Below are 13,520 nucleotides of genomic sequence, written 5' to 3'. Positions count from 1 at the left end.
AGAGTTTCCCTCTCTAGGACCAAGTTATAACGATCATCAACGTGATTCACCGGAGAACATCATGTCCGATAATAAACGCAGTACGATAGGCAAATTTGCCCTACTGTCTATGACCTTCGCGGCGGTATATAGCTTCAATAACATCATTAATAACAACATCGAAATCGGCCTCTCTTCGGCTCCGATGTTCTTTTTAGCAACCATCTTTTATTTTGTTCCTTTCTGTCTGATAGTCGCTGAGTTTGTGTCACTGAATAAAGACTCTGAAGCGGGTGTTTATTCTTGGGTTAAAAGCTCGCTAGGCGGCCGCTGGGCGTTTATTTCGGCTTACACATACTGGTTTGTTAACTTATTCTTCTTCACGTCTCTGTTGCCTAGAATCATCGCTTACGCGTCGTATGCGTTCTTAGGTTTCGAGTACATCTTCACGCCAATGACCACGGCAATTCTGAGTACCATTTTGTTTGCGGTCGCGACTCACATCTCGAACAACGGCGCGAAGCTACTGGGCCCTATCACCTCTTTAACTTCGTCACTGATGCTATTACTGACTATGTCTTACATCCTGTTGTCAGGCGGCGCATTGGTTGGTGGTATCGAACCCGCTGACCCAATCACGATTGAGGCAATGACACCAAGCTTTAACTGGGCATTCCTTGGCGTAATCACTTGGATCTTCATGGCGGCAGGCGGTGCAGAATCGGTTGCGGTTTACGTTAACGACATCAAGGGCGGTCACAAGTCTTTCGTTAAAGTAATCATCATTGCCGGTATCTTTATCGGTGCGCTTTACTCGGTTGGCTCTGTACTTGCAAACGTGTTCGTTGCACGTGAAGAGTTGAAGTTTACTGGTGGTTCAGTACAGGTATTTGAAGGGCTAGCAAGACACTTTGGATTGTCTGAGATCCTGATGAATCGCTTTGTGGGTGTGGTTTCATTCACGGCAATGCTGGGGTCGCTACTGATGTGGACAGCAACACCGGTTAAGATTTTCTTCTCTGAAATCCCTAAAGGCATCTTCGGTGAGAAAACTGTCGCACTCAACAAACAAGGCGTGCCAGAGCGTGCGGCTTGGGTTCAGTTCTTCATCGTAATTCCACTGATGTTCATCCCAACACTGGCGTCGGACACAGTACAAGACCTAATGAGCACCATCATAAACATGACAGCCGCAGCCTCTATGTTGCCGCCATTGTTCATCATGATTGCTTACCTGCACCTGCGTGTAAAACTGGACCATCTACCTCGTGATTTCCGCATGGGCTCACGTCGAGTAGGTATTACCGCAGTATCGATTCTTATCTGTATCTTCACGGTAGGATTCTTTGCATCGACCTTCCCGACTGGCGCAGACATCATGACCATCATTTTCTACAACGTGGGTGGCATTGTGATCTTCCTTGGCTACGCGTGGTGGAAGTACGGTCAATACGAGAAAAGCTTGTCTCCTGAAGAGAAGAAGCTCGAAGCAAAGCCAGAACCTGCTAACGCTTAATTTGGCTTGATACTCTCATTAAAAATCTAAGGCACTCTCCATTTGGTGAGTGCCTTTTTATTTGCAAGCCTGTTTATTTATTCAAAGTTCAATTCACATTACAAATACCTCCCACCCCAAGCATTAGCGTACAAATTCAACTAAAAACCGAAATAAACCAAAAGTAAATATTTACTAAAAACAGATCACATTTTTAGATCGATTTAATTTTAAACACAAAAATAATCATTAATATCGGTTTTGCGATCGTAAGTGACCTGACCATATACGCCTTGAAGAGCACCCCAATATTAGAAGTCAGAACAGCCTGCGAAGCTTCATTTATCAACCCGAAACAGAAGTGAATAAAATGAAACGTAGTTTTACTAAAACCACTCTTATTACAAGCTGTATCCTTGTTGCTCTAACGGCTAATGCCCACGCTGATGAAACAGCCGCTAACCACAGCGACACTCAGCCCCCTAAAACAGAATCTGAAACGCTATTTAACTTCTATGGTGAGCTTGGCCTTGGTGGTCACGTTGCATTAGAAGGCGACGACAAAGGCCGCTACTCAGACGGCACTTACATTGAGGCTGGCTTGGCTATCGAGCATGGCAATTGGTTTGGTCTTGCTTACATGGAAGGCTGGACAGTACAAGCCGATGACGAAGGCAATGCATGGGCAACTGGCCACGGCTGGGGCGGCTTCGAAGGGGGTTTTAACCGCTTTTACGCTGGTTACCGCACCGATGCAAAAACAGAATTTATTGTTGGTCGTATGGACTCGTCACTGGATGACGTTCAATGGTGGGGTGACCCTACCGTCGAGTACGGCTACGCGATCTCAAACACGCGTGACGTGCATGTCGGTGTGAAGATCCAAAACCTAGAAGGCAAGCTACGCTACAGCGTTTCATTCGCGCCTGAATCAGACTTCTCTGAAGACGATGCCCTGCTTCACTTCGGTAAGTACGACAACTTCGCAGACCAATGGAAAGACAAAAATGCCATGGTCAACGGTTACCTCCAATACGATCTGACTGACGACCTGACTCTAATGGGTGGCGGTGAAGTTCGTAATAACGACGGTGGTGAACTTCTACTATTAGGTGCTGAGTACAAGAACTTCGCAACGCGTGTATGGCACGACACAGACAAAGGCAACCAAGAGTCTTTCGGTAGCGAGTCAGGTATTCAAACCAGTGCTTGGTACGAAGCGGCACAAGGCGTTTACCTATCAGCAGCCTACAACTACGCAAACTTTGACGGCGACAATGGCGAAAAAGAGATCACCTCTTACATCAACGCAGGTGTTTGGTACGAATACGGCAACGGTGCGTTTGCGACTGCTTTCGATAGCCGCTTTGGCGTAGGCAGCGACACTGAAATTGGCGACGCACAAGTGTTCGCAATGCAATACTTCTACTGGTAATAACAGGAACTCACTATGAAACTGAACAAATCATTCGCAGCTCTCGCTATTGGCGCAGCACTTGTTGTTACTGGCTGTACATCAAATACAGGCTCTGAAGAACTTCAAGCCAACCAATTTAAAAACGTTATCGACCGTACTGGCTCACCAGAATACATGCGTGATTACGACTTCGATGACCACCAGCGTTTCAACCCATTCTTCGATTTAGGAGCATGGCACGGTCACTTGCTGCCAGACACAGCGGAAAGCATGGGCGGTTTCCCGGGTACAGCGCTGCTTACCGAAGAGTACATTAACTTCATGGCTGACAACTTTGACCGCCTAAGCGTGTTCAAAGATGGCAAAAAAGTCGCGTTTACCATGGAAGCTTACAGCCTACCGGGCGCATTGGTTCAGACACTGAAATCTGACGATGTGACGGTAGAGATGACAATGCGTTTTGCTTCTAACCGTACCTCTTTGTTAGAAACCAAAATCACCACAGACTCACCTGTTGAGTTGGTTTGGGATGGCGAACTACTAGAGAAGACACACGCGAAAGAAGGCGTCGCGCAAACTGATAAAACCATTGCTGAAACCTACCCTGAATACGACCGTCAAATCGTTGCAACTGACGATGGCTTGAAGGTGACTTTCGGTAAGGTGCGTTCAACATGGGATCTGCTGACTTCAGGCGAGTCTGAGTACCAAGTTCATAAATCGATTCCAACCCAAACCACAGTTGATGGCCTAACGTTTACTTCAACGGCAAACATTGAAGAATCGACCACCATCTACACGACTTACTCGCATGTTCTAACGGCAGAAGAAGCACAAGCTGAACAGTCTGAAATCAAAAAGATCATGGCAAACCCGACTGACTTCTTAGCGGCATCAGCAGAGCGTTGGGAAGGCTACCTTGAGATGGGCTTAACCAACCCGAATGCAACACCAGAGCAAGAGCGTGTTGCAGTAAAAGCGATGGAAACCCTAAACGGCAACTGGCGTGGCGCAGCAGGTGCAATGGAGTTTGATTCTGTCACTCCATCGGTAACCGCTCGCTGGTTCTCAGGAAACCAAACATGGCCGTGGGACACTTGGAAGCAAGCCTACGCAATGGCTCACTTCAACCCAGATGTGGCGAAAGATAACATCCGCGCGATGTTCGCTTACCAGATTCAGGCTGACGACGCGGTTCGCCCTTGGGATGAAGGCTACGTGCCAGACCTACTGGCATACAACCTAAGCCCAGAACGCGGTGGCGACGGTGGTAACTGGAATGAACGTAATACTAAACCAAGCCTAGCGGCATGGGCGGTAATGGAAGTCTACAAGACCACCAGCGACGAAGCTTGGTTAGAAGAGATGTATCCAAAGCTAGTCGCATACCACGATTGGTGGCTACGTAATCGTGATAACAACGGCAATGGCGTACCAGAATATGGCGCAGCGCGCGACAAAGCACACAACACTCCTGAAGGCGAAATGTACTTCACTGTGGTTCGTGGCGATAAGCATGAAACCGTCGTAGGCCAAGCTGCACTGGATAAAGTAATAGCGGAAGGTAACTACGATTACATCGAAAGCCCAGCTCAAACCGCTGCATCTTGGGAATCCGGTCGTGACGATGCCGCAGCCTTTGGTTTCATCGATAAAGACCAGCTAGACGCGTATGTCGCGAACGGTGGCAAGCGCAGTGATTGGGATGTGGAATTCGCTCAAAACCGCGCCGAAGACGGCACACTGCTAGGCTACTCATTGCTGCAAGAGTCGGTTGACCAAGCAAGCTACATGTACAGCGATAACAAGTACCTAGCAGAAATGGCTGACATTCTGGGTAAAGACGCAGAAGCGAAAGAGTTCCGCGAAAAAGCGGAGCACCTATCGAATTACATCAACACCTGTATGTTCGATGAAGGCACGAATTTCTACTACGATATTCGTATTGAAGACAAGCCTTTAGCGAATGGCTGTGCGGGTAAACCGATTGTAGAACGTGGCAAAGGCCCTGAGGGTTGGTCACCACTGTTCAACGGCGCCGCAACGCAAGCACATGCTGATGCGGTTGTTTCTGTGATGAAAGATACTGGAGAGTTCAACACCTACGTTCCACTGGGCACTGCAGCGCTTTCTAGCCCAGCATTTGGCCCTGATATTTACTGGCGTGGACGTGTATGGGTAGACCAGTTCTACTTCGGTCTAAAAGGCATGGACAGCTACGGCTACCGTGACGATGCGATTGAAATGGCAGGCGCATTCTTCGACCACGCCGATGGCTTGGTGCAAGACGGCCCTATCCGTGAAAACTACAACCCACTAAACGGTGAACAGCAAGGTGCACCAAACTTCTCTTGGAGTGCCGCTCACCTATACATGTTGTACAACGATTTCTTTACTGACGCAGAGTAAGTAAAAACCTATACCTGTCTTCTGAAATCCAATGAAAATCTAACCTCATAAATTTCAGGTTTTGGCACTCAGTTTCTCGCTGAGTGCCTTTTTTATATCTGAAGTAACGTAAGCGAAAAACAAGCTATCAAAGTATTTGGCCTACTATGATCTTTTTACTATCTAACCTATATAAAACCAATATTATCAACTAGCTAGGAAAGAATCGTATTTGGTAGTGGTAATGTTCTCGTTGCAACTTGAATTCATCGTGGACACTTGGCGTCCATGAATCATCACCGCCCACGCCCATATGAAAACCATCGACATAGACAAACAACTGGTCTTGATCGGTTAGGTCACAAGTATGCTTCGCTTGTTGTAATTGCTGTTGCCCAAAACGGCTGACAGAGAACTGGAAATCGCCTTGTAGCTCAAATCCACCGATCACGGCTTCACGCACGTCACAGCGCAATCCGCAATCGGATGGGAAAATATAAGGAGTATGCATCTGCTCGATACTCTGTTGATGCAACCCCATGTGTGCAGCTAATTTGCGATCAGGATAGTTTTCATGCGGGCCTCGACCAAACCATGCCACATTTTCAGGCACATCAGCTAAAGCAAACGTAAGCCCAACACGCGGCAGTGATGGCAATCCTTTCGCCGCTTCAACATGCACATCAACCTTCACCTCACCATCGGAAAATAACTGATAGCGCCATGTTGATAGCAGTCGCACTTGCCCGGAAACAACGTGTGCAATTCTTGAAGTCACCGCAACACAGTTACCCGGAGTGCCGAAGGTAAACTCGATACATTCTGGAGACAGCTTATCTAGCCCCATGGATTGCCAACGCGCTATCCAAGAGCTGGGGTCAATTCGATTGGCTTCACTAACACCAATATCATTATCCAGTGGCGCACGATAAAAATGGTCTCGAATACCACTCGCTAATTGCTCGACACCTCTTAGCTGCCAGCTCTCGAGAGTACCAGTGAGTCGATTAAATTCGACCTGATAATCGTCTCCTCGAATCGTCAGTGTAGTTCCCATTTCTTGAACTTTAGGAGGTTTCGCGGAGAGGTTCATATCGAGCAACAGTTGCGGTGCTGCAGGCAGAAGTAACTGTTCATTCGCGGTAACGTGCCCTTCATTAGCCCATGACGTTTTTGCACTCAATACCACCTCTAAGTTCAAGTGGTTGAGCGCATTAATTGAAGGCGTCACGTCGACGCCATCCAACTCTAAACGTGTGCAAGAATCCGGTTCAACCAACAACTCAATACTACCTTGGCTTTGCACCTCACCATCTTGGGTGATACTCCAGTTCAAGGTTTCAATCTGACTGACATGGAATAAGTGCTCACTGCATATCTCAATGACCAAAGGTGACGCAGAAATTAGAGTGAACTGATAAAACTGCTGCGCTTTCTTCACTTCATGTAGGGTGGGATGAACCGTCCTGTCTGGGAACACCAAGCCGTTGATGCAGAATTGACGGTCGTTAATGTCGTCACCAAAATCACCACCGTACCCCCAATAAGGCTGACCGTTTTTATCCTGCTTGGTGATCCCCTGATCGACCCAATCCCAAATAAAGCCACCTTGCAGCCTTGGGTTATCGCGAAAGGCTTGCCAGTATTTATCAAAGCTACCTAAGCTATTGCCCATCGCATGTGCGTATTCGCACAAGATCAGCGGACGCTGTTCATTAGGCAAGGCAATGGCTTTACGAATGCCGACACGCGGCGTGACCTCAGGTTGATGCTCAACCACAGGTAAATCCCAATCGACACGAGCATACATAGGACACAAAATATCAGTGGCAGCAGTATTTGCACCACCGCCCTCATACTGAACGGGGCGAGTTGGATCAGCCTGCTTCACCCATTGGTACATCGCGTGGTGATTACGACCAATCCCCGATTCATTACCCAGCGACCAAATGATGATACTGGCGTGGTTCTTATCGCGCTCCACCAAACGAGTCATGCGACGCATATAGGCATTGAGCCAAGAAGCATCGTCCGACAAGCGACACATCGGGACTTGTCCATGAGTTTCAATGTTTGCTTCATCGACCAAGTACAAACCATATTCATCACACAACTCATACCACATCGGGTGATTCGGATAGTGCGCGGTTCTGACGGCATTAAAATTGTTCTGCTTGAGTAGCTTGATGTCTTCAATCATCCCTTCTCGAGTCATGGTATGACCAAGCTCAGGATGATGCTCATGTCGATTCACGCCTCGAATAAGCAAAGGCTTGCCGTTCACTTTTAGCAAACCATCGGTAATTTCAACACAGCGGAAGCCAACATCGTAAGCCTCACAATCGATCAATTCGCCCTGTTTATTCTCTAATGAGATAACACAACGATAGAGATAAGGAGATTCAGCGCTCCACTTGTGTGGATTGGCGACTGAGTGTTGACTGTGTGCCACTTCCTGCCAAGGCCCTTTTTCGTCGACATATCTTTGCCCAAAACCGACGACTTCAGGCTCGCTCACTCGATGACCTTGCGAATCATACAGCTCAACCTTTACCTGATAAGCACCGCTACTCTCGTTATCATGTTTTGATATTTTGACATCTACATTGAGCTGCGCATCGCGATAGGCACCATCCAACTGAGTTTCAATTTTTACATCTTCAATCGCCGTCTTTGGCTTAATTAGCAAAGTGACATCGCGGAATATACCGCTCAGCCACCACATATCTTGGTCTTCAAGGTACGAGCCATCCGACCAACGCAATACCATCACCGCAAGTGTATTTTCACCCACATTAAGATACTCAGACAGATCAAATTCAGCCTGTAATCGGCTGTCTTGCGAATAGCCCACCCATTTACCGTTACACCACACATGAAAGGCGGAGTTAACGCCATCAAAGGCTAGCCTATGGGTATCCAATAACGCTTCTTCGGTACATTCAAAACGAGTTCGATATAGCCCTGTTGGGTTATCACTTGGCACAAAAGGAGGCGTATCAGCAAAAGGGTATTTCACGTTGGTGTAGATAGGTTTATCGAAGCCCTGCATTTGCCAATTACTTGGGACATCTATCTGCGCCCATTGTGAGTCATCAAAGTCTTGAGATACCGATTCTTCCGTCACTAGCTCGGGGGCAAAAAACAACTGAAAGCGCCACTTTCCGTTTAGAAAAAGCTTACGCTCAGAACGTTTAGCCAGTGCGTCGGCACTTGAAAGATAGCCATTCAAAGGCGCGTGAGCCTCAATAACATTGTGATGAGTAACGTGTTGGTTTTCCCACTCGCGAGCCGAGATGATTTGAGAAAAGTTTCTCATGGAGCATTCCTTACTATAAACCGTGTAACGCGAATCATTGCGAGTGCGACTGAGTGACAACAAGCGCTAGCAAACTAAACAAGGGCTAGCGAGCTAAACAAAGGCACTGGCAATGACAAACGAGAAAAGAAAAGCCGCAACCAAAATAGCTGCGGCTCATGAGTCTTACTTGAAGGCGCGTTTACTCACCTTATCCAGTTTTTTCAATATCTTATCGATGCGTTCAGGGTGAACCATAAACTCTTGGAAACCTTTCATTCCCTCTTTGGCCATTGCTGGGTTGGTGTCACGGTCATAGAACTGAGCAGTACCTGCGCTTGACGCTAACATCGCAACGCCTTTGTCTAAAAACGGGTCAGATTTCGCCTTGGCTTTGTTGTTGGTTGGGATCTGTAGCAACATCTCATTGATCAGTTGTTGGTTTTCAGCGCGAGCTACAAACTCAAGGAACTTACGAGCATCTTCTTTGTTCTTTGCCTTAGAAGGGATGTGCAGCGTATCCATTGGCGCATCTTCAGACATAGGAATACTTGGATCGATCACCGGGAATTGGAAGAAATCCATCTTACCATCCAACTCTTCAGGGAAGTTTGGCGTGATGAAGTTACCCATCAGGTACATCGCCGCCTTGCCGTTATACAAGAAAGGCTGCGCTTCTTGCCAAGAGTAAGACGCGTGATTCTCAAGGAAATAGCCTGGCTCAACTAATTCTGCCCAGTTTGCGAAGGTTTTCTTCACACGCTCATCCGAGTAAGGCACCTTGCCATCCATCAACTGGATATGAAAATCAAGGCCATTGGTACGCATGTTGATGTAATCAAACCACCCTGCCGCAGTCCATAGGTATTTAGTGCCTATCGCAAATGGCGCAACACCATTCTCTTTCAACGTTGCAGACGCTGATTTTAGGTCTTCCCACGTTTTCGGCTCACCAATGCCGTACTGTTCAAAAATGTCTTTGCGGTAATAGATACCCCACTGGTAATACGTGTATGGCACACCATATTGCTTGCCTTGCACTGTCATCGCTGGAGCGGCGGCAGCAAAGTCTTGCTTCATGTTTTTATCTGCCCAAATGTCACTCACATCTTCAAACAAACCACGGTCAACGAAGGCTTTCATTCGGTTACCCGCATACCAGAACACCACATCCGGCGGCGAAGTCACCAGCCAGTTACGGATCGTGGTCTTATACGACTCATGGTCATATAGATTGTACTTCACCGTAATATCAGGGTTCTCTTTCTCAAAGCGACTGATGATCTCTCCCCACGCCTCTTTGGGTGCAGGATCGGACGCATCTGAGTTAATGACTAACGTGCCAGCAAAAGCAGTGGTCGTCAGAGAGGCAGCAAGCACTGCAGAAGCAGCGATATGTTTCACGTATTTCATATTAAGGTCCTTGTTGTGGAGCTAAGCTCACTAAGTCCAATTTTTATTATTGTGTTGCGTAGAGTTTGTCGTGCTCGGTTACTCTTTTTGTATTAATCCACGATGGATTGGGTTCAATAAAGGCACCCGTTACATAGGCGCCTTTCATAGTTTCTACCCTTTCGTTGCGCCTAATGTAAGGCCAGCAATGAAGTGTCTTTGCATGGTAAAGAACAAGACAACTGGAGGGATCGCAGCGACAACCGCGCCTGCTGACATAAATTGCCAAGACGCTAACCATTGTCCTTGCAGAGAACTTAGTCCCGCAGTCACAGGGCGAACTTCGTCACTCTGAACCAGAACTAACGCCCAAAAGAAATCATTCCAGATGAAGGTAAACACCAGTACCGACAGTGCCGCTAGTGCGGGGCGAACCAGTGGCAACACCACATGCCAAAATATTCTCCATTCACTCACCCCTTCAACGCGTGCCGCTTCAATCAATGCATCCGGAATTCCCACAATGAAGTTACGCATAAACAAGGTACAAAACCCGGCTTGGAAAGCGATATGGAAGAAAATCAACGCCCAGTGCGTATCGTAGAGACCAAGGCCAATCGTTAGGTCACGTACTGGGATCATCAGGATTTGGAATGGTACAAAGTTACCCGCGATGAACATCGCAAAGATCCATACATTGGCTTTGAAGTTGTACTTCGCCAAAGCGTAGCCAGCCAGTGTCGACAACGCCACAGCCCCTGCGACAGCAGGTAAAGTGATGATCAAACTGTTGATTAAGTATTGCCCCATTGAGGTCGAGGTAAAGACTTGGGTATAGTTTTCAATGAATTGAATCTCGGTCGGCCAGCCCCAGTAGTTACCTTTATTGATGTCTTCCATCGAACGGATCGACGTCATCATCACTGCGATCAATGGCAATAACCACATCACGATCGAGAGCGGTAGAGCAACGCGATAACTGATATTAGTAAAGCGGCCAGCTTTTTGAATAGGTTGCGGATACATTATTTTTCACTCCTTAACATACGCCACAAGAAGTAAGCGATATAGATATCCATGATCAGGAATAGCACTACAGACACCGCGGCACCGTAACCCATGCGGTAGTTGAAGATTGACTCTTCATACATTTGATACGCCAGAACGGTTGAGCTACCCCAAGGGCCACCAGCAGTCATGGTCGCCACTAGATCGAATGAACGCAGTGCCCCGATCACGGTCACTACGACCGCGATAAAGGTGGCTGGCCTTAGTTGAGGCAACACCACATACCACAACATGCGCCACTTCTTCGCACCATCAAGGCGAGCCGCTTCTAACTGTTCAGGGTCGAGGTTATTCAGCCCCGTTAAATATAAGATCATGCAATAAGAGATCTGCGGCCATAAGCCCGCAGCGATGATTCCATAGGTCACGTAGTCCTCATCGGCAAGTATCGAAATGGGTTCAAAGCCAAGCGATCCAAGAGCAATATTGAAAAGACCAAAAGAGGGATCATAGAACCAAGAAAATACGAGACCGACCACCACTTGAGAGATAACAAACGGGAAGAAAAACAGAGATTTTACGACACGAATGCCCTTCACTTGTTGGTTGAGAAAAAGGGCAATAGCCAAGCCACACGGTGGCGCGAGCATAAAGAAGATCAACCAAAGGAAGTTATTCGTTAACGAAGTATAAAAAGCATCTGAATCAAAAAGCTCACGATAGTTCTCAAGCCCCACCCACTCTTTTTCACCCAAGCCATCCCATTCAAAGAAGCTCAACCAGATACTGTCTAAGATGGGGTAGATCACATAGAGCGAAAAAATTGCGATAGCGGGCGCTAAGAATAACCAAGGGGATACCTTGGAACTAATACGCCGCTTTTTATTGGCTGATGGGGTACGATTTTCTGGGTATATCGTTTTCACAGATTGCTCCATTTCCCGAAATTCCTTGTCTTCAAAGCTTTATTTTCTATTTGATGAATTACCAGTCATTTTCGTAAATTCAATCAAGCAGCTCAGCGTTTATAGTAATTACGTTCAAATATTAGGCTCATTGATAACATTACGCACAGTTATGTTTCATTTCTGTAAACGTTTCCACAAAAAACAATATGATTTGTAAAATTTGTATGACGAGGATCAATAATTCATGCGAGGCATCTAACAAATTTCTGATGAAAGCGTATGTTTTAAAGGCAAAGTGATGTAGTCCAACGAGGCAAGGAGAAAGCATGGCTGATATCAGCTTAAAACAGGTCATCAAGCGTTACGGTGATATACAAACCATCCATGGTGTTGATCTAGAGATAAATAATGGCGAGTTTGTTGTATTTGTTGGCCCGTCTGGCTGTGGTAAATCAACCCTCCTACGCTTAGTGGCTGGCCTAGAAGAGATCACAGAAGGTGAAATCCATATTGGCAACGACCTAGTCAATGATGTTGATCCCGCTGAACGTGGTGTCGCTATGGTGTTCCAGTCTTATGCACTCTACCCTCACATGACTGTTGAAGAGAACATGGGCTTTGGCCTGAAGATGAATGGCGTCGCCAAAGAAACCGTCGAGAAACAGGTCACCAGTGCTGCGAAAACGCTTCAACTAGAACCTCTATTGAAACGTAAACCTAAAGAGTTATCTGGCGGACAACGTCAACGTGTCGCTATCGGTCGAGCAATAGTTCGTAACCCAAGAGTGTTCTTATTCGACGAACCCTTGTCTAATCTAGATGCAGAACTTCGTGTCGATATGCGCTTACAAATCGCTAAATTGCATCAAGATCTGCAAAATACCATGATTTACGTAACTCACGATCAAGTCGAAGCAATGACACTTGCGGACAAAATCGTCGTGCTTAGAGACGGTCGAGTGGAGCAAGTCGGCTCACCTCTAGAACTGTACCATTCTCCTCAAAATGAATTTGTGGCAGGCTTTATCGGTTCTCCGAAAATGAACTTCTTACCTAGTTTGGTCAATAGTACCTCTGAGACTCATGCCCAACTGACCGTTAATGGCCTTAGTAAAATCACTCTGCCCCTGCCAAATGATGGCCTTGTTGAAGGGCAAAAGCTGACTCTTGGTATTCGACCTGAACATCTAGAGATCAATGGCGAGTCAGATATCACGATTGAGTTCCAGAGCGAAGTGGTAGAACGATTGGGCAACAGCACTTACATGTTTGGCCAATCATGTGGCGTTGATAGCTTTAAAGTTCACCTCCCTGGAGATCAAGAGGTCACTCGTTATCAGTCCCTCAATTTAAATTTCGCATCCATTAACTGCCACCTATTTGATGCCGAAGGTCAACGTATTAACTAGCTCTTTCAAACGGTAAAGCTGGCTCGAAACGCTAGCTTTACCTCATAATTCATTCACCGTAATCACCTTATTCTGTAGTGCTTACCTCTATTCTTTACTTCTTATCTCTCTATGAAACGATTCAAAAAGTTTCATGTACCCCACTTAGTTTTTGGCTCTAACGACCTTATTGGTATTTTCTTTACCCTTAATAGCTATCCGGACATTAATTTGATAGTCGTTTACT

The 13,520-nt window shown here is 46.6% G+C and carries 8 protein-coding genes; 4 read left to right on the top strand and 4 right to left on the bottom strand.

The window, feature by feature from the left end; all coding sequences use genetic code 11:
• Window positions 1-61 precede the first annotated feature (61 nt).
• The 3 genes from L1D37_RS15005 (at window position 62) to ygjK (ending at window position 5,300) form a co-directional block, all read left to right on the top strand.
• On the top strand, window positions 62-1,495 hold the full coding sequence (locus L1D37_RS15005) for an amino acid permease (protein WP_239848362.1): 1,434 nt from the start codon (window positions 62-64) through the stop codon (window positions 1,493-1,495).
• 349 nt (window positions 1,496-1,844) lie between these two features.
• A complete protein-coding gene (gene ygjJ / locus L1D37_RS15000) occupies window positions 1,845-2,909 on the top strand; it encodes a protein YgjJ (protein WP_239848361.1) in 1,065 nt (354 codons plus the stop codon).
• 15 nt (window positions 2,910-2,924) lie between these two features.
• Complete coding sequence (ygjK, locus tag L1D37_RS14995; RefSeq protein ID WP_239848360.1) at window positions 2,925-5,300, top strand: alpha-glucosidase; 2,376 nt, start codon at window positions 2,925-2,927, stop codon at window positions 5,298-5,300.
• A 190-nt stretch (window positions 5,301-5,490) separates the two neighbouring features.
• On the opposite strand, the gene L1D37_RS14990 is transcribed toward ygjK, so the two are convergent.
• From L1D37_RS14990 to L1D37_RS14975, 4 genes are all read right to left on the bottom strand, one after another.
• Window positions 5,491-8,598 (bottom strand): beta-galactosidase, encoded by a 3,108-nt coding sequence (locus L1D37_RS14990; RefSeq protein WP_239848359.1) that lies wholly within the window; start codon window positions 8,596-8,598, stop codon window positions 5,491-5,493.
• Between the two features lie 165 nt (window positions 8,599-8,763).
• Window positions 8,764-9,990: an extracellular solute-binding protein gene (locus L1D37_RS14985; RefSeq protein ID WP_176680349.1), complete on the bottom strand. Its 1,227-nt coding sequence runs from the start codon at window positions 9,988-9,990 to the stop codon at window positions 8,764-8,766.
• A gap of 153 nt (window positions 9,991-10,143) precedes the next feature.
• A complete protein-coding gene (locus tag L1D37_RS14980; protein WP_239848358.1) occupies window positions 10,144-10,995 on the bottom strand; it encodes a carbohydrate ABC transporter permease in 852 nt (283 codons plus the stop codon).
• Window positions 10,995-11,915, bottom strand: coding sequence for a sugar ABC transporter permease (locus L1D37_RS14975; RefSeq protein WP_239848357.1), 921 nt, complete (start codon window positions 11,913-11,915; stop codon window positions 10,995-10,997). The genes L1D37_RS14980 and L1D37_RS14975 overlap by 1 nt, the downstream gene beginning before the upstream one ends.
• Window positions 11,916-12,211: 296 nt before the next feature.
• On the opposite strand from L1D37_RS14975, the gene ugpC reads away from it, so the two are divergent.
• On the top strand, window positions 12,212-13,294 hold the full coding sequence (ugpC, locus tag L1D37_RS14970) for a sn-glycerol-3-phosphate ABC transporter ATP-binding protein UgpC (RefSeq protein WP_239848356.1): 1,083 nt from the start codon (window positions 12,212-12,214) through the stop codon (window positions 13,292-13,294).
• Window positions 13,295-13,520: the final 226 nt, after the last annotated feature.

The organism is Vibrio sp. Isolate33, assembly GCF_022397895.1.
Taxonomy (GTDB): Bacteria; Pseudomonadota; Gammaproteobacteria; order Enterobacterales; family Vibrionaceae; genus Vibrio; species Vibrio pomeroyi.
This window is presented reverse-complemented; position numbering and strand designations above follow the sequence as displayed.

Coding starts and splice junctions, on each gene's coding strand:
- L1D37_RS14980 (WP_239848358.1), bottom strand. CDS start 10,995: ATGTATCCGCAACCTATTCAAAAAGCTGGCCGCTTTACTAATATCAGT.
- ygjK (WP_239848360.1), top strand. CDS start 2,925: ATGAAACTGAACAAATCATTCGCAGCTCTCGCTATTGGCGCAGCACTT.
- ugpC (WP_239848356.1), top strand. CDS start 12,212: ATGGCTGATATCAGCTTAAAACAGGTCATCAAGCGTTACGGTGATATA.
- L1D37_RS14990 (WP_239848359.1), bottom strand. CDS start 8,598: ATGAGAAACTTTTCTCAAATCATCTCGGCTCGCGAGTGGGAAAACCAA.
- L1D37_RS14975 (WP_239848357.1), bottom strand. CDS start 11,915: ATGGAGCAATCTGTGAAAACGATATACCCAGAAAATCGTACCCCATCA.
- ygjJ (WP_239848361.1), top strand. CDS start 1,845: ATGAAACGTAGTTTTACTAAAACCACTCTTATTACAAGCTGTATCCTT.
- L1D37_RS15005 (WP_239848362.1), top strand. CDS start 62: ATGTCCGATAATAAACGCAGTACGATAGGCAAATTTGCCCTACTGTCT.
- L1D37_RS14985 (WP_176680349.1), bottom strand. CDS start 9,990: ATGAAATACGTGAAACATATCGCTGCTTCTGCAGTGCTTGCTGCCTCT.